General features: G+C 69.2%; 16 protein-coding genes and 1 tRNA gene. 9 read left to right on the top strand and 8 right to left on the bottom strand.

The window, feature by feature from the left end; all coding sequences use genetic code 11:
- The first annotated feature begins 52 nt into the window (after nt 1-52).
- The 5 genes from PGH47_RS21610 to PGH47_RS21630 all read left to right on the top strand — a co-directional run bounded on the left by PGH47_RS21610 (nt 53) and on the right by PGH47_RS21630 (nt 3,670).
- Nucleotides 53-214 carry a hypothetical protein gene (locus PGH47_RS21610; protein WP_030945481.1) on the top strand — a complete coding sequence of 54 codons (162 nt, stop codon included), beginning with the start codon at nt 53-55 and terminating at the stop codon, nt 212-214.
- Nucleotides 211-849, top strand: a complete 639-nt coding sequence (locus tag PGH47_RS21615) for an aminodeoxychorismate/anthranilate synthase component II (RefSeq protein ID WP_126903522.1) — start codon at nt 211-213, stop codon at nt 847-849. The genes PGH47_RS21610 and PGH47_RS21615 overlap by 4 nt, the downstream gene beginning before the upstream one ends.
- Complete coding sequence (locus PGH47_RS21620; RefSeq protein ID WP_271664795.1) at nt 846-2,099, top strand: class E sortase; 1,254 nt, start codon at nt 846-848, stop codon at nt 2,097-2,099. The genes PGH47_RS21615 and PGH47_RS21620 overlap by 4 nt, the downstream gene beginning before the upstream one ends.
- Nucleotides 2,100-2,112: 13 nt before the next feature.
- Complete coding sequence (locus tag PGH47_RS21625) at nt 2,113-2,871, top strand: class E sortase (RefSeq protein WP_271664796.1); 759 nt, start codon at nt 2,113-2,115, stop codon at nt 2,869-2,871.
- Nucleotides 2,872-3,253: 382 nt separating this feature from the next.
- On the top strand, nt 3,254-3,670 hold the full coding sequence (locus PGH47_RS21630) for a hypothetical protein (RefSeq protein WP_271664797.1): 417 nt from the start codon (nt 3,254-3,256) through the stop codon (nt 3,668-3,670).
- Nucleotides 3,671-3,761: 91 nt separating this feature from the next.
- On the opposite strand, the gene pknB is transcribed toward PGH47_RS21630, so the two are convergent.
- From pknB to PGH47_RS21660, 6 genes are all read right to left on the bottom strand, one after another.
- Nucleotides 3,762-5,768, bottom strand: a complete 2,007-nt coding sequence (pknB, locus tag PGH47_RS21635) for a Stk1 family PASTA domain-containing Ser/Thr kinase (RefSeq protein ID WP_271664798.1) — start codon at nt 5,766-5,768, stop codon at nt 3,762-3,764.
- A 170-nt stretch (nt 5,769-5,938) separates the two neighbouring features.
- Nucleotides 5,939-7,414 (bottom strand): peptidoglycan D,D-transpeptidase FtsI family protein, encoded by a 1,476-nt coding sequence (locus PGH47_RS21640; protein WP_271664799.1) that lies wholly within the window; start codon nt 7,412-7,414, stop codon nt 5,939-5,941.
- Nucleotides 7,411-8,847: an FtsW/RodA/SpoVE family cell cycle protein gene (locus tag PGH47_RS21645; RefSeq protein ID WP_271664800.1), complete on the bottom strand. Its 1,437-nt coding sequence runs from the start codon at nt 8,845-8,847 to the stop codon at nt 7,411-7,413. The genes PGH47_RS21640 and PGH47_RS21645 overlap by 4 nt, the downstream gene beginning before the upstream one ends.
- Nucleotides 8,848-8,874: 27 nt before the next feature.
- On the bottom strand, nt 8,875-10,455 hold the full coding sequence (locus tag PGH47_RS21650) for a Stp1/IreP family PP2C-type Ser/Thr phosphatase (RefSeq protein WP_271668114.1): 1,581 nt from the start codon (nt 10,453-10,455) through the stop codon (nt 8,875-8,877).
- A gap of 90 nt (nt 10,456-10,545) precedes the next feature.
- The gene (locus tag PGH47_RS21655) at nt 10,546-11,064 is read right to left on the bottom strand and encodes an FHA domain-containing protein FhaB/FipA (RefSeq protein ID WP_030945459.1); all 519 of its coding nucleotides are present in this window, start codon (nt 11,062-11,064) and stop codon (nt 10,546-10,548) included.
- A gap of 10 nt (nt 11,065-11,074) precedes the next feature.
- A complete protein-coding gene (locus tag PGH47_RS21660; protein ID WP_107904942.1) occupies nt 11,075-11,941 on the bottom strand; it encodes an FhaA domain-containing protein in 867 nt (288 codons plus the stop codon).
- Nucleotides 11,942-12,446: 505 nt separating this feature from the next.
- On the opposite strand from PGH47_RS21660, the gene PGH47_RS21665 reads away from it, so the two are divergent.
- A tRNA-Leu gene (locus PGH47_RS21665) sits at nt 12,447-12,530 on the top strand.
- A gap of 154 nt (nt 12,531-12,684) precedes the next feature.
- On the opposite strand, the gene PGH47_RS21670 is transcribed toward PGH47_RS21665, so the two are convergent.
- The gene (locus tag PGH47_RS21670; RefSeq protein ID WP_150501200.1) at nt 12,685-13,047 is read right to left on the bottom strand and encodes a DUF1304 domain-containing protein; all 363 of its coding nucleotides are present in this window, start codon (nt 13,045-13,047) and stop codon (nt 12,685-12,687) included.
- Nucleotides 13,048-13,308: 261 nt separating this feature from the next.
- A complete protein-coding gene (locus tag PGH47_RS21675; RefSeq protein WP_271664801.1) occupies nt 13,309-13,959 on the bottom strand; it encodes an FMN-dependent NADH-azoreductase in 651 nt (216 codons plus the stop codon).
- Nucleotides 13,960-14,110: 151 nt separating this feature from the next.
- Here PGH47_RS21675 and PGH47_RS21680 point away from each other — a divergent pair, with 151 nt between their 5' ends.
- The 3 genes from PGH47_RS21680 (at nt 14,111) to PGH47_RS21690 (ending at nt 16,541) form a co-directional block, all read left to right on the top strand.
- Nucleotides 14,111-14,473, top strand: coding sequence for a winged helix-turn-helix transcriptional regulator (locus PGH47_RS21680; protein WP_271664802.1), 363 nt, complete (start codon nt 14,111-14,113; stop codon nt 14,471-14,473).
- Nucleotides 14,474-14,754: 281 nt separating this feature from the next.
- Complete coding sequence (locus PGH47_RS21685; protein WP_271664803.1) at nt 14,755-16,221, top strand: DUF2252 domain-containing protein; 1,467 nt, start codon at nt 14,755-14,757, stop codon at nt 16,219-16,221.
- A 116-nt stretch (nt 16,222-16,337) separates the two neighbouring features.
- On the top strand, nt 16,338-16,541 hold the full coding sequence (locus tag PGH47_RS21690) for a hypothetical protein (protein WP_271664804.1): 204 nt from the start codon (nt 16,338-16,340) through the stop codon (nt 16,539-16,541).
- Nucleotides 16,542-16,724: the final 183 nt, after the last annotated feature.

Here is a 16,724-nt window from a genome sequence, read left to right on the forward strand (position 1 = left end):
TGTTGGCTGTACGGCGTGAGTCTGAGTGCCGTGGTGCGACGGAAGGGACGGCATGTACGGCTGGATCTGGCGGCATCTGCCGGGGAACGCGTGGGTGAAGGCACTGCTCTCGCTCGCGCTGGCCATGGCCGTCGTCTACGTCTTGTTCAACTACGTCTTCCCGTGGGCCGAACCGCTCCTGCCCTTCAACGATGTGACGGTGGACAACCAGTGAGCGCGCGCATTCTCGTCGTGGACAACTACGACAGCTTCGTCTTCAACCTGGTCCAGTACCTCTATCAGCTGGGCGCGGAGTGCGAGGTGCTGCGCAACGACGAGGTGTCGACGACGCACGCCCAGGACGGCTTCGACGGCGTACTGCTCTCGCCGGGCCCCGGAACTCCCGAGGAGGCCGGCGTCTGCGTCGAGATGGTGCGGCACTGCGCCTCCACCGGGGTGCCGGTCTTCGGCGTCTGTCTCGGCATGCAGTCGATGCAGGTGGCGTACGGCGGCGTCGTTGACCGTGCGCCGGAGCTGCTGCACGGCAAGACCTCGCTGGTCGAGCACGAGGGCAAGGGCGTATTCGCCGGTCTGCCCTCGCCCTTCACGGCGACCCGCTACCACTCCCTGGCGGCGGAACCGGCGACGGTCCCGGCCGACCTCGAGGTCACGGCACGCACGCACGACGGCATCATCATGGGCCTGCGCCACCGCGAACTCCCGGTCGAGGGAGTCCAGTTCCACCCCGAGTCGGTGCTGACCGAGCACGGGCACCGGATGCTGGCCAACTGGCTGGTGGAGTGCGGTTACGAAGGCGCGGTGGCGAGGTCGGCGGGGCTCGCCCCGGTGGTGGGCAGGGCCACGGCGTGACCGCCCTGCGCCCTGAGCGCGAGTCCGGCGCCGCCTACGGGGAGTCCTTCGCGGACTCCTACAGCGGCACCGGCGACCAGGGGAGCTCGTACGGGCAGCAGCCGTACGAGGGCTCCGGTGCGCTCGGGGACTGGTACGGCGGGGAGAGTTACGTCACCCAGGCGCAGCAGGCCGCCGAAGCGCGGGACGCGGCCGGGTACGGCGGCGACGGCTACGGAACCGGCGGCTACGGCACCGAGGGCTACGCCGGTCAGAGCTACCGCGACCAGGCGCCGTCCGTGGCCCAAGAGCCGTACGCGGAGCCGTACATGCCGCCGGCGGACGACGAGACCGTGGCGCTGCGGGTTCCCGACCCGCCGCCCTCCCGTGAGCCCATATCGCCCTCTCCCGCCTCATCCGCCGCTTCCGCCTCTTCCGCCCCGACGGGTGGTCGTGCGGCCCGCAGAAAGGCCGCCAAGGGGCGTCACGGGCGCCATGGCGGAACACGCCAGGCGTCGGACGCGGCCGAGACGGACTCGGAGAGCTCCGGTGCTCCCCTCTCCCGTATGGAGGCCCGTCGGCAGGCCCGGGCGCGCAAGCCCGGTCCGGCCACGGTCGCCAGCCGGGCGATCGGTGAGGTGTTCATCACGACCGGCGTGCTGATGCTGCTGTTCGTGAGCTACCAGCTGTGGTGGACCAACGTCCGGGCACACGCCCAGGCGGACAAGGAAGCCAGCAGCCTCCAGGAGGACTGGGCCAGCGGCAAACGCAACCCGGGGAGCTTCGAACCGGGGCAGGGCTTCGCCCTCCTGCACATCCCGAAGCTGGATGTCGTCGTGCCGATCGCGGAGGGCATCAGCAACAAGAAGGTGCTCGACCGGGGAATGGTCGGCCACTACGGCGAGGGCAAGCTGAAGACGGCGATGCCGGACGCCAAGACCGGCAACTTCGGCCTGGCCGGGCATCGCAACACGCACGGTGAACCGTTCCGCTACATCAACCGGCTCGCCCAGGGCGACGAGATCGTCGTCGAGACGCAGGACAAGTACTTCGTGTACAAGATGGCGTCGATCCTGCCGGTGACGTCGCCGAGCAATGTGAGCGTGCTGGAGCCGGTTCCGCCGGGGTCGGGTTTCACCGGACCGGGCCGCTACATCACACTCACCACGTGCACGCCGGAGTTCACCAGCAAGTACCGGTTGATCGTCTGGGGCAAGATGGTCGAGGAACGGCCGCGCAGCAAGGGCAAGCCGGATGCGCTCGTCAGTTAAGGGCAGATGAAACGTGGCAGCGACCACCGAGGGCACGGAAGACCACACGGCCGCGCCCGCCTCACGACGTCCCCCTCGCCGTCGGCGCATGGGCCCGATCGCGACGGCCGTCAGCGTCTTCGGGGAACTACTCATCACGGCGGGCCTGGTACTGGGCCTGTTCGTCGTCTACTCCCTGTGGTGGACGAACGTCATCGCCGACCGGGCGGCGGACAAACAGGCCGACAAGGTCCGTGACATCTGGGCCCACCAGGACGACGACTCCGGCCGGCCCGCCGAGTTCGACGCCAAGAACGGCGTCGGCTTCCTGCACGTCCCGGCGATGACCAAGGGCGAGATCCTGGTCGAGAAGGGCACGACGTCGAAGATCCTCAACGACGGCGTCGCCGGCTACTACACCGACCCCGTCAAGGCGACCCTGCCGACCTCGGACAAGAAGGGGAACTTCTCCCTCGCGGCGCACCGGGACGGCCACGGCGCGAAGTTCCACAACATCCACAAGCTCAAAAAGGGTGACCCGATCGTCTTCGAGACGAAGGACAAGTGGTACGTCTACAAGGTCTACGCCGTCCTCCCCGAGACCTCGAAGTACAACGTCCAGGTCCTCGGCGGCATCCCGAAGGAATCGGGTAGGACCAAGGCCGGCCACTACATCACCCTGACGACCTGCACCCCGATCTACACGAGCCGCTACCGATACGTCGTGTGGGGGGAACTGGAGCGGGTGGACAAGGTGGACGAGCAACGGACGCTGCCGGAGGAACTCCAATAGCGCGTGGCGCGCTGTCCGAGGCACCGCTCTGGACTGCTGCGTCGATCATTTTCGGTCGCTGAACCGATGTGGGCATCGGGTGATCATCGCGCCTTGTCCCCGACGGGTGGCTCACAGCCGTCCAGCCATTCGGGCCTGGGACCCGGGGGCCGGTGGCGATCAGGCCCTGAAGGATCTCCGCGGTTCTCTTGTGGATAGATTGTGTGATTTTTGAAGTTTCTGCCGACTTCGCCGTACTTCGCGACCTGGCCGAAACTTGATCAACTTCGCCATAAGTCTCTTGAGCTGCCCACCTCCCCGAGCAATCATCTGAGCCGGTAATCGCCGGGAAGCCCTGCGTGAGGTGAGCGGGCCCCCTGGCAACCAATGGGGAGGAAACATCATGAGAAATCGTGCGCGCATAGCCACCACCCTTGCCGCCACAGCGGTTGTCACCGTCGCGTTCGCCGGTTCGGCGTCCGCCGCAGAGACCGCCAGCTGCTCGACGACCGGGGCGCGCGGCAGCATGGGGGCGACTTACCCGTCCGGGGACCAGTGGCCGTACGGCGAATTCAAGATTGCGTTGTCGGTTACGGACACGTCCGCCGATGGGCACCATGTACGGGTCCGTCTCCTCACCAAGCCGGTCGGGAGCCAGCAGGTCCTTCCGTGGGCGTGGCACTCCCTCACCTCGGGCTCGGGTAACACCCTCACCCTGAGCACCACCGCTCAGAGCTCGTACGGCATTCTCGAAACCGGGGTCGAGGTGGCGCGTTTCGAAGGCGGCACCAAGCTCAACTCCTGCACCGACTGGTCGTAACCGCCAGCCGGGCGCGACGACCGTTGAGTCACGCATCGAGCCCCGGTTCCCTGAGATCAGGGAACCGGGGCTCGGTCGTTCGGTTCGGGGGTCAGTCGTCCGTGCGGGCCGACACTCCGTTGACGCCCCCGAAGATCTGGCCGCCGTTGTCGCCGCCGCCGTTGTTGTTGCCGCCCTGGCCGAAGGCGACCAAGTTGACCGCAGTGCCCTGGGCGACCTGGGTGTTCGGCTGCGGGTCCTGGCTGATGACCACGGCGTTGTCGTCCTGGGATCCGCTGATCTGGCCGACCGACAGACCCGCCTGCTCCAGCGCCTTCTTGGCGTCCTTCAGCGACAGCTGGGTCAAGGTCGGGACCGTGGCCTGCTGCTGCTCGGCCTGCTTGCCGATCTGGATGGTCACCGTGGAGTCCTTGTCGACCGCGGAGCCGGCCGTCGGGGAGGTCGAGATGACCTTGCCGACCTGGTTCGGGTCCTGGGTGTCCACCTCTTGGCAGTTGCCCGACAGATCGTTGGCCTCCATCTGGGCCTTCGCCTCGTCACACGTCTTGCCGAGGACGTCGGGAACAGTGGACTGCTCCTTCTCCTTGGCGACGGTGAGGGTGATGGTGCTGCCCTTCTCCTGCTCAGTGCCGCCCTCGGGGTCCTGGCTGATGACGACGCCCGGGTTGCGGTCGGACTCCTCGGTCTTCTGCTGGACGTCGAAGCCCTTGTCCTCGAGGTCGGACTTGGCCTTCTCGTAGGGCAGGCCCTCCACGTCCGGCACCGACACCTTCGGCGCCCCGGTCGACACCACGATGTCGACGCTGGTGTTCTTGTCGACCTTGGTCTTGGAGCCGGGGGACTGCGAGCAGATCTTGCCCTTGCTCTGGTCCTCGCACTCCTGCTTCGTGACCTTGCCGATCGTGAGATCGACATTGCCGAGCAGGTCCCTCGCGCTGCTCTCCGTCTCGCCGACGACGTTCGGCACAGCCACCTGGCTGTTGCTCGCCGTGTCGCCGTCGAAGACCCACTTGCCGATCAGGATCGCGCCGACGAGAACCAGCACGGCCGCGACGGCCAACAGGATGGTGGAGGTGTTGGACTTCTTCTGGCGGCGCCGGTCCGGGCGGTCGTCGTAGCCGTAGCCACCGTCGTCCGGGTTCATCGGCGGCAGCATCGACGTGGCGCCGGCGTCCGCGGAGCGCAGGGCCGTGGTCGGCTGGTCGTCCGGGTAGCCGCCGTAGCCCACGGAACCCATGGCCGCGGTGGCGGCGACGGGCTGGCCGTCGAGGCACGCCTCGATGTCGGCACGCATCTCGTCGGCCGACTGGTAGCGGTAGTTGGGGTCCTTCGTCAGGGCCTTCAGCACGATCGCGTCCATCTCGGGCGTGATCTCGGGGTCGAAGACCGATGGGGCCTGGGCCTCTTCCCGAACGTGCTGGTACGCCACGGCCACCGGGGAGTCACCCACGAAGGGGGGCCGCACCGTCAGGAGCTCGTACAGCAGACAGCCGGTGGAGTACAGGTCCGACCGCGCGTCGACCTGCTCACCCTTGGCCTGCTCCGGGGAGAGGTACTGGGCGGTGCCGATGACGGCCGAGGTCTGCGTCATCGTCATGCCGGAGTCGCCCATGGCGCGGGCGATGCCGAAGTCCATCACCTTCACCTGGCCGTTGCGCGTGAGCATCACGTTGGCCGGCTTGATGTCGCGGTGGACGATGCCGCTGCGGTGCGAGTACTCCAGGGCCTGGAGGATCCCGATGGTCATCTCCAGGGAGCGCTCCGGCAGCAGCTTGCGGCCGGAGTGAAGCAGCTCACGGAGCGTCGAGCCGTCTACGTACTCCATGACGATGTACGGGATCGACACATTGTCGATGTAGTCCTCGCCCGTGTCGTAGACCGCCACGATCGCGGGATGGTTGAGCGAGGCGGCCGACTGGGCCTCCCGGCGGAAGCGGGCCTGGAAGGACGGGTCGCGCGCGAGGTCCGCGCGCAGCGTCTTCACCGCCACGGTGCGGCCGAGCCGGGTGTCATGCGCGAGGTAGACCTCCGCCATGCCACCACGACCGAGCACCTGGCCCAGCTCGTACCGGCCGCCGAGGCGACGCGGCTCTTCCATAAGCTACCTACCAGCCCTCTCCGTCGGTCCCGACCTCACCCTTGTGGGTGGGGCGGTGTGCCGTCCGGGCATACCGTACCCGGCTCATCTTGTGTGACCTGGCCAAGCCCGTAACCCGATACAGGACCGGTATCGCAACGTGCACCGATGTGAAGGGGACGTGAGCAGGTTCACTTCTTGCTCTTGATGACCGCCTCCATCACGCTCTTGGCGATAGGCGCGGCGAGGCCGCCACCGGAGATGTCGTCGCGGACCGCGTTCTGGTCCTCCACCACGACGGCCACGGCCACCGGGGCGCTGCCGTCGTCGAGCTTGGCGTAGGAGATGAACCACGCGTAGGGGTTCTCGCTGTTGTCCACACCGTGCTGGGCGGTACCGGTCTTGCCGCCCACCTTCACGCCGCTGATCCGAGCGTTCTTGCCGGTGCCGTCCTCGACGACCGTCTCCATCATCGACTGGAGCTTCTGAGCGTTCTCCGCCGACAGCGGCTTGCTCATCTCCTCCGGGTCGGTCTTCTCGATGGCGTCGAGGTTGTTGGTCTGGAGCTCGTCGACCATGTACGGCTTCATCAGCGTGCCGTTGTTGGCGACGGCCGAGGCGACCATGGCCATCTGGAGCGGCGTCGCGGCGGTGTTGAACTGGCCGATGGAGGACAGGGCCGTCTGCGAGGGGTTCATGTCGTCGGAGAAGACCGACGCGCTGGTGCGGGTCGGGGTGAACTGCTCCTCGGTGAAGCCGAACTTCTTGGCCGTCTCCAGCATCTTGTCGTTGCCGAGGTCGGAGCCGACCTTGCCGAAGACGGTGTTGCAGGAGAACTTGAGGGCGACCCGCAGCGTCGCGTTCTTGCAGGGGATGGTGCCCTCGTTCGGCAGCTTGGTGGTGGTGCCTTCCATGACCCACGGGTCCGGCGAGTCCGTCTTCGCGTCGGCGTCCGTGTACAGCCCGTGCTCCAGCGCCGCGGCCGCGGTGACGACCTTGAAGGTCGAGCCGGGCGGGTAGACCTCACGCAGCGCCCGGTTGAGCATCGGGTCGTCGGGGTTGTTCTTCTTCTGGAGCGCCGTCCACGCCTTGGAGTCGGTCGTGGTGGAGTTGCCGGCGAAGGACGAGGGGTCGTACGACGGGAAGGACGCCAGCGCCAGGATCTTGCCGGTGGACGGCTCCAGGGCCACGACCGCGCCCTTGCCCCGGTCCTTCAGACCTTCGTACGCGGCCTTCTGCGCGGCGGCGTTGAGGGTGGTCACCACATTGCCGCCCTCCCTCTCCTTGCCCGTGAGCATGTCGAGGGTGTTGCGGAAGAACAGCCGGTCGTCGTTGCCGGTGAGGATGCCGTCCTCGATGGACTCCAGCTGGTTGGCGCCGAAGGCCTGCGAGGCGTAGCCGGTGACGGGCGCCCACATGGGGCCGTCCTTGTACGTGCGCTTGAACTTGAAGTCGCCCGACGTCGTCTCCGTGTGCCCGGTGATCGGGTTGCCACCGACGATGATGTCGCCGCGAGGCGCGGAATAGCGGGCGATGAGGACGCGACGGTTGTCGGGGTCCTCCCTCAGGGTGTCGGCCTTGGCGTACTGCAGCCAGTTGTCCCGTATGAGCAGCGTGAGGATCAGCAGCCCGCAGAAGATGGCGATCCGGCGCAGGGGCTTGTTCACGGGCGGACCACCTGGGTCATCTCGGCGTCGGGGTTGGGGGCAGGAGCGGGCGCCGGGCGGCGAGCGGTGTCGCTGATGCGGAGCAGGATGCCGACCAGGGCCCAGTTGGCGATCACGGAGGAACCTCCGGACGCCAGGAACGGCATCGTCATACCGGTCAGCGGGATCAGGCCCATGACGCCACCGGCGACCACGAAGACCTGGAGCGCGAAGGCGCCGGAGAGGCCGACGGCCAGCAGCTTGCCGAACGGGTCACGGGCGGCCAGGGCGGTGCGCACGCCGCGCTCCACGAGCAGGGCGTAGATCAGCAGGAGCGCCATGACGCCGGCCAGGCCCAGCTCTTCGCCGAAGGTGGCGAGGATGAAGTCGGAGTTGGCTGCGAACCGGATGAGCTCGGAGTGGCCCTGACCCCAACCGGTGCCGAGGGTGCCGCCGGATCCGAACGCCCACAGTGCCTGCATGGCCTGCTCGGAATGGCCGCCCACGCCTTGCCGGCTGAGGGTGTACTCGCGCATCGGGTCGAGCCAGGCGTCCACGCGCTGCTGGATGTGCGGCTCGAAAGAGGCCACGCCGACGGCGCCGACCGCGGACATCAGCAGACCGAAGACGATCCAGCTGGTCCGCTCGGTGGCGACGTACAGCATGATGACGAACATTCCGAAGAACAGCAGCGACGTACCGAGGTCGGTCTCGAAGACCAGGATCAGGATCGAGATCGCCCAGACGACGAGGATCGGCCCGAGGTCGCGGCCGCGCGGCAGGTACAGGCCCATGAAGCGGCGGCTGGCGAGGGCGAGAGCGTCGCGCTTGACCATCAGGTAGCCGGCGAAGAAGACCGCGAGCACGATCTTCGCGAACTCACCGGGCTGGATGGAGAATCCGGCGACCGAGATCCAGATCTTGGCGCCGTAGAGGTTCTTGCCGAGTCCCGGCACCAGCGGCAGAAGCAGCAGGAACAGCGCGCCGACCATGGAGATGTAGGTGTAGCGCTGCAGGACCCGGTGGTCCTTGAGGAAGATCAGCACCACGACGAACAGCGCGATGCCCAACGCCGTGTACATCAGCTGTCGAGGTGCGGCGGAGCCGGCCTGCCCGATCTGCTGGAGCAGCTTGGACTGGTCGAGTCGCCAGATGGCGACGAGTCCGAGTCCGTTCAGCAGCGTCGCGAGCGGCAGCAGCAACGGGTCCGCGTACGGCGCGAACTTTCGTACGGCGAGGTGGCCGATCCCGGCCAGGAGGCCGAGCCCGAGGCCGTAGCCGAGCAGGCCGGCCGGTACCTCGTCATTGATCGCCAAGCCCACGTTGGCGTAGGCGAACACCGGGATGACGACCGCGAAGATCAGCAACGCGAGCTCGGTGTTGCGCCTGCTCGGCGCGCCGATCGCGCCGATCGTGGAAGTGTGATGCGTCGGCGAGTTCGTAGTACTGCTCATGGTGTGACGGGGCCTCTCGCGGCTTGCCTACTGCGTACCGCAGTTCGAAACGACCTTCTGCTCTTCCTCCGAGAGTGTGGGGCCGGGGCTTGGCGTCGCAGTCGGTGTCGGGGAGGTGGACGGGGGCGGGGACTTGGTCGACGCCGAGGGATTCGGTGTCGGTGTCGCCTTGGACGTAAGAGAGGTACGGGTGGTTCCCGTGGTACCTCCGGCCTCGCCCTCACCGGTCTTGGCGTTCTGCTCGCTCTGGGCGGCCTGCTGTGCGGCACGCTTCTTGCACGCGGTGGCCTGGAGCTGGAGTTCGTCGATCTTCGCCTGGGCGTCCTTCAGACCGCCCTCGGCGATGGTCGCCTCGACGAGCTTCTGCTGGTAGGGCGGCAGGTACTTGAGTTCGATCTCGGGGTGATCCTTCTCCACCTTCGAGAGCGAGACCCAGGCCAGGTCCTGGCTGATCCCGCGGTACAGGGCGACGTGTTCCTCGTTCGTGCCGACGTAGTACTGCGTCTGCGTCCAGCGCCAGCCGCCGTACATCCCGCCGCCGATGACGGCGAGCGCGAGGACCGAGTAGAAGGATCTCTTCAGCCACTTGCGGCCCTTGCGGGGCTTGACGAAGTCGTCGTCGGTGTAGTCCCCGAAGCCGCCCGCCGGGGCGTACCCGGTGGTGTCGCCGGAGCCGGGCGGGCCGAACTCGCCGCCCCCGCCGCCCTGGCCGGGCACCTGGCGGCCGAGCCCGGAGGCGCGTCCGGCCGGGGTCTGCATGATGCCGTTGTCGTGCAGGTGGTGCGGTTGGTTCTCGGCGACCGCGCCGACCACGACCGGGGTGTCGGACAGCTGCCCGGCGAGCGTGTCGCCGGTGTCCAGGTCGAGGACGTCCGCGACGATCACCGTGATGTTGTCCGGGCCGCCCCCGCGCAGCGCGAGCTGGATGAGCTCCTGCACGGTCTCCTGCGGGCCCTGGTAGCTGGCGAGGGTGTCCTCCAGGGTCTGGTGGGACACGACGCCGGACAGGCCGTCGGAGCAGATCAAGTACCGGTCGCCGGCGCGGACTTCACGGATCGACAGGTCGGGCTCGACATGGTCGCCGCTGCCCAGCGCGCGCATCAGCAGCGAGCGCTGCGGATGCGTGGTCGCCTCCTCCTCGGTGATGCGGCCCTCGTCGACGAGCCGCTGCACCCAGGTGTGGTCCTGCGTGATCTGAGTGAGGACGCCGTCGCGCAGCAGGTAGGCGCGCGAGTCGCCGACGTGCACGAGGCCGAGGCGCTGACCGGTCCACAGCAGGGCGGTGAGCGTGGTGCCCATGCCCTCGAGCTGGGGGTCCTCCTCGACCATCGAGCGCAGCTGGTCGTTGGCGCGCTGCACGGCCGTGCCGAGCGAGGTGAGGATGTCCGAGCCGGGGACGTCGTCGTCGAGGGCGACGATGGTGGAGATCGCCTCGGAGGAGGCGACCTCGCCCGCGGCCGCGCCGCCCATGCCGTCGGCGATGGCGAGCAGGCGGGGTCCGGCGTATCCGGAGTCCTCGTTGCCCTCCCGGATCATGCCTTTGTGCGATCCGGCGGCGAAGCGCAGTGACAGACTCATGCGCACCTCGCCCGTCGGCTCCGGGTACATCCGCACGGTGCCCACCCTCCGGTCGGGAGCGCGCCGGGGCCCTTGGTGTGGGCCACCGCTGCGTGCTCGCTCCGCTCGCTCATTGTCGTACTACTTCCGCAGCTCGATGACGGTCTTGCCGATGCGGATCGGCGCGCCCAGCGGAATCGGTGTCGGGGTCGTGAGCCGCGTTCGGTCGAGGTACGTGCCGTTGGTGGAGCCCAGGTCCTCGACGATCCACTGGCCGTCGCGGTCCGGGTAGATCCTGGCATGCCTGCTGGAGGCGTAGTCGTCGTCCAGCACGATCGTGCTGTCGTGCGCGCGGCCCAGGGTGATGGTCTGGCCCTGCAGCGCGACGGTGGTGCCGGTCAGGGTGCCCTCGGACACGACCAGCTTCGAGGGAGCGTTACGGCGCTGCCGGCCGCCGCCGCCCTGCTGGCCGCGCTGCTGCGGAGGCGCCGCGGCCTGCCTGGCGGCCTGCTGCTGCCGTCCGGCCTCCCGCCTGGACCCGCGCTGGGTGACACGCGTACCGAACAGGTCGCTGCGGATGACCTGCACGGCCACGATCACGAACAGCCACAGTACGGCCAGGAAACCCAGCCGCATGACCGTGAGGGTCAGCTCTGACATTGCCCCCGCTTCACCCTTCGGCTTGCCGGTAAATGATGGTGCTGCTGCCCACGACGATCCGCGAGCCGTCGCGGAGCGTAGCGCGGGTGGTGTGCTGCCCGTCCACCACGATGCCGTTGGTGGACCCGAGATCCTGGATCGTCGAGGGCGTTCCGGTCCGGATCTCGCAGTGCCGGCGGGAGACGCCGGGGTCGTCGATCCGCACGTCGGCATCGGTGCTGCGACCCAGCACGAGCGTGGCGCGGGAGATCTGATGGCGGGTGCCGTTGATCTCGATCCAGTAGCGGGTGCGGCCGCCGGCCGCGGGTGCGGCGGGAGGACGCTGACCGCCCGCGGGCTGCGGGTAGCCGTAGCCGCCGGGACGCCCACCGGGCGGCGACGGCGGCATGGGCGGGGCTCCCGCGGGCGCGGCGGGCTGCGGGTAGCCGTAGCCGCCCTGGGCGCCGCCGGGCCGCCCGGGCGGGGCGGCGGGTGCGGGGGCCTGCTGGCCCTGCTGATCGGTGGAGCCGGCGAGCGTACGGCTGCGCACGCGGTACAGGCCGGTGTCGAGATCGTCGGCCTTCTCCAGGTGCACCTTGATCGGGCCCATGAAGGTGTAGCGCTGCTGCTTGGCGTAGTCGCGGACCATGCCAGCGAGCTCGTCGCCGAGCTGGCCCGAGTAGGGGCTCAGCCGCTCGAAGTCCGGCGTGCTCAGCTCCACGATGAAGTCATTGGGTACGACGGTCCGGTCGCGGTTCCAGATCGTCGCGTTGTTGTCGCACTCGCGCTGAAGCGCGCCGGCGATCTCCACGGGCTGGACCTCGGACTTGAACACCTTGGCGAAGGTGCCGTTGACCAGACCTTCGAGACGCTGCTCGAACTTCTTCAGGACTCCCATGGGGCACCTCCTCCGTAGCCTGCTTGGTCCTGCATCCCGCCGGGCGGGCACTGCCTTACCTGGTACTGCTTACTGATCGTATCCACGCGCCGGTAAATCGGCTGGTTCCCCCTGTCGGCCCGGTCGACGGGTGTCGACGCCCTCGAAGTTCCCTCCGGAGCTCCCCTTCGAACTCTTCGAGGACACAGTCTTCCCATGGATCGTAGAGGCGGCCGCAAACCAGTGTCCCGCACCTGACTGTGGACCCCGACCGGCTTCTGGGGAGATGCCCAGGACCGGTACGAGGTTGATACGTGAACATGTACTCCCTGATACGGAGCGCGGGGAGCCGCGGATCGGTCACCGTGCCGGGGCCTTCGGCGACTGCGCTGGTGGGCGCCCGCACCGGCCCGGGCGGGCGGCTGCCTGCGGATAAGGGATGTGAACCCACCCTGGCCGCCGTGCTAATGTTCTGGGTGTCGGAAGGCGCCGGACCGCAAGCGAAGGCCCCGAGGACACACCCAATGCGCGGGTGGCGGAATAGGCAGACGCGCTGGATTCAGGTTCCAGTGCCCGCAAGGGCGTGGGGGTTCAACTCCCCCCTCGCGCACTCTCGAAGAGGCGGCATCGTCAACACGATGCCGCCTCTTCTGTTGTGTTCGCCACGTTGTGCTGTCCACCACCCTCGGGGCAGGGCGCCTTGGCGCCGTGACCTGTGATGAAGCTCTCAGGTCACGGCACGGGCCGAGTGCCGGGTCGGTGGCTCAGCCCGCCGCGACGACCGTGGCGAGCGTCACGGCGGCGGGCAGGGCCTGGACGAAGAGGATGCGGCGGTTGGCGGTGGCCGCGCCGTAGACGCCGGCGACGACCATGCAGGACAGGAAGAAGATCTGGACCTGGCGACCGGTCGGGTCGTCGGCGATCAGCCCCCAGACCAGGCCCGCGGCCAGGAAGCCGTTGTAGAGGCCCTGGTTCGCGGCCAGCGGCGCGGTGGCGCGGGCCATTTCGGCATCGAAGCCGGAGAGACCGCGGCCCGGGCCGCGCTGCCACAGGAACATCTCCAGCACCAGGATGTAGGCGTGCAGCAGCGCCATGAGGGCGACGAGGACGACTGAGATCGCATGCATGCGGTGATTGTGCCGGGGGGTTCGGGGGTGGGTGGGGGCGGGGCTGACGGGGCGTGGAGCCGGGGCCGGTGCGGGGCGGCGGTGGCTCCCCGGTAGGCGCGTCCTCGTAGGGGATGGGGGAGGCGTCGAGGCCGACCGGCCGCTACGCGTGCGTGGAGCCCCGCTGTGGCTTGCGGGGCTCCACGCGTGTGTGCGGCCGTCGGAGCCGCTGGTGTGGTCGGCGGAGCGGGCCGGTGCGCTCGGTGGATCAGCCCGTCGGTGTTACGCCGCGAGCTTCTGGGCCAGCTGCTTGGCCTTGGTGGTGGCCTCGTCGAGGGCGCGCTCACGGGAGGCCTCGAACAGGGGGACCAGCTCGGCCATCGCGGGGTTGGCCGGGGCCATCGTCAGCTCCGGGACGATGAAGTCGAGGTCGGCGCCGAGGAAGTCGGCCAGGATCGCCGACAGGTAGTTCTGCACGTACTCGTAGCCCTCGCGCGGGGTGCCCGGACCGTACGCGCCGCCGCGGCTGGCGACGACGGTGACCGGGGTGCCCTTGATCGACTGGGCGTCGCCCGCGGTACGGCCCATCAGCACCACGTTGTCCAGGTAGGCCTTCAGGGTCGACGGGATCGTCAGGTTGTACATCGGGGCGCCGATCAGCACGGCGTCCGCGCTCTCCAGCTCCTCGATCAGCTTCACGCGCTCGGCGAAGGCGGCCGCCTGCTCCGGGGTGTGCGTCGCCGGATCGGAGAAGCCCGCCGTGTGGGAGTGGGCGTCGATGTGGGGCACCGGCTGAGCGGCGAGGTCGCGGTGGATCACCGTGCCCTCGGGGTGCTGCTCCTGCCAGATACGCCGGAAGGTGTCGGTGACGGCACGGGAGGAGGAGGCGCCGGTCGAGAAGACCGAGGAGTCGATGTGCAGGAGCGTGGCCATGGGGGTCTCCAGGAAGGACGGGAGCGGACAGGGGGAATCCGTGCACAGGGACGTATCTGTCCGCAGGAACTGAAAGTTCGTACTCGACTATGGATAACACAGTCACTTACTTTTTTTCATCCCCGTACCGCAGGGCAGTACCCTGAAGGGCATGGCGGGTGAGCAGAGTCACGACGTGGCGCAGTGCAAGCGGGTCGACGAGGGGATCAGCCGCGTCTTCCAGCTGCTCGGAAAGCGCTGGACCGGCCCGATCGTGTCCGTCCTGACCTCGGGCCCCGCCTACTTCGTCGCCCTGCGCCGGGCGATCCCGGGCATCAGCGAGCGCATGCTCTCAGACCGACTCACCGAGCTCGCCGCGGCGGGACTGGTGGTGCGTGAGGTCTACGAGGGGCCGCCGCTGCGGGTGGTGTACCGGCTGACGGAGTCGGGGGCGGCGCTGGAGCCCGCGCTGGCCGAGTTGGGCGGGTGGGCGAAGAAGTACCTGGGGGACGGGGAGCGGCCGGAGGGCTGCTGAAGGTCATTGCCGGGGGGAAGGGAGTGGGGCACGCCCTGCCGTGGCTGAACCCCGCCGCCGGCCACACGCCCCTGCAAGCCACTTTGCTTTCGCCCGCCACCCACCCTTGCGGGCTCAGGCCCCCTCGGCCGCCCGCCCCCGTCGGCAGTAGGCGGACACCGGCACCGCCAAGCGGGTTTTCCACATCTGCGGAGTTGTCCACAGGGTCTGACGCGTTCCGGCCACCGGTTGTAACGTCGGCACGAGTTGATGTTCGTGCGTGAGCGGGGGAGGCGGTCGGTATGACCGAGGTCGGTGCCGAGGCTGTGGCGGCGGAGGCGGCTGCGGCGACGTCGGAGTCCGGGGAGCGCACGGCGTCCGCGGCGCGTCGGCTGCCGCGCGTCCAGGGGTTCGCCGAGTGGCCCGGCGGCGGATCGCCGAAGGAGGAGGGCAAGGAGCTGCGCAAGCGGGTACCGCGCGCCGAGCACGCGGTGTTCGACCTGGACGACTCCCGCCCCGGCGCCGTGGCCGCCGTCGAGGAGTCCAACCTCGGCCGGCTCACCGACCTCACCCCGATAAGGGTCGGCAGGATGGCGGCGACGCCCTTCGCGTTCCTGCGCGGCTCGGCCGGGCTCATGGCCTACGACCTCGCGCGCACCCCCATGACCCGGATCCGCGCCCAGATCTGCGGCGACGCGCACGCGGCGAACTTCGGCCTGTACGCCGACGCCCGCGGCGGCCTGGTCATCGACCTGAACGACTTCGACGAGACGCTGTACGGCCCCTGGGAGTGGGACCTCAAGCGGCTCGCCACGTCGCTCGTGCTCGCGGGCCGGGAGGCCGGCGCCGACGAGGACAAGTGCCGCAAGGCCGCGCACGACACCGTCGGTTCCTACCGGCGCACCATGCGGCTGCTGGCCAAGCTCCCGGTGCTGGACGCGTGGAACGCGATCGCGGACGAGGAGCTCGTCTCCCACACCGACGCCCATGACCTGCTCGGCACACTGGAGCGGGTCGCGGAGAAGGCGCGGGCCAACACCAGCGGCCGCTTCGCCGCGAAGTCGACTGCGCCGACCGAGGACGGCGGGCGCAGCTTCGTCGACGCTCCGCCGGTGCTGCGCCGGGTGCCGGACGAGGAGGCGGCAGCGGTGGCCGCGTCCCTGGAGAGCTACGTCACGACCCTCTCCGAGGACCGCCACCCACTGCTGTCCCGGCACGCGGTGCACGACGTGGCGTTCCGCGTGGTCGGTACCGGCAGCGTGGGCACCCGCTCCTACGTGGTCCTGCTGCTGGACCACCGCGGCGAGCCGCTGGTCCTTCAGGTGAAGGAGGCCCGCCCCTCCGCCCTGGTCCCGCACCTGGTGACGGCCGGCTTCGAGGCGCCCGGCACGGACCACGAGGGGCGGCGCGTGGTCCTCGGCCAGAAGCGCATGCAGGTCGTCAGCGACATCCTGCTCGGCTGGACGACGGTCGACGGACTCCCCTTCCAGGTCCGCCAGTTCCGCAACCGCAAGGGCAGCGTCGACCCGGCCGCGCTGGCCGCCGACCAGATAGACGACTACGCCCGCATGACCGGCGCCCTCCTGGCCCGCGCCCACTCCCACAGCGCCGACCCCCGCCTGATCGCGGGCTACTGCGGCAAGAACGAGGAACTGGACGAGGCGATCGCCGAGTTCGCCGTCGCCTACGCCGACCGCACGGAGGCGGACCACGCCGAACTCGTGACGGCGGTGCGGGACGGGCGGATCGCGGCGGAGATGGGCGTATGACGAAAGCCTCCGGTGTGTGAGGACGCCGCCCGGCGTGTGACGGCCGGCTGGGGCATGGGGCCGAGGCCGCCCGGTGTGGACGGACACTTTGGGGCAGGGTCGAGGCCGCCCGGCGGGTGACGGACGCTTCCCCGCGGGTGACCGACGCCGCCCGGCCTACGCCGCACGTCCAGCGGCCGGTGACGGATGCTGCCCTGCCCGTCACGCTCGCCTCCCCCGAGGCAACGGCCGGCGTAAGGGTCCGCGCCCCCGGCCCGGCGTCCGTGGCGACGCCGGTGTTCGAAGGGCCGGGCCCGGTGTGGCCTACGCTGGGCGGGTGATGACGCCGGAAGCTGAGCAGTCCCAGGCCGAGCCCGCTGGTGAGGGGGCGCCGAACGGTGCCGAGGTGCCCGTCGGCGGAGTCGAGCAGGGTGGTGAGGCGCGGGTGACAGCCGCCGAGACGGCAGAAACAGCCGCGGAGTCGCCAGGGGAAGCCCAGCAGTCGGCCGACGAAGCTGTGGAGC

The organism is Streptomyces sp. HUAS 31, assembly GCF_028198125.1.
In the GTDB taxonomy this organism is placed as follows: Bacteria; Actinomycetota; Actinomycetes; order Streptomycetales; family Streptomycetaceae; genus Streptomyces; species Streptomyces chartreusis.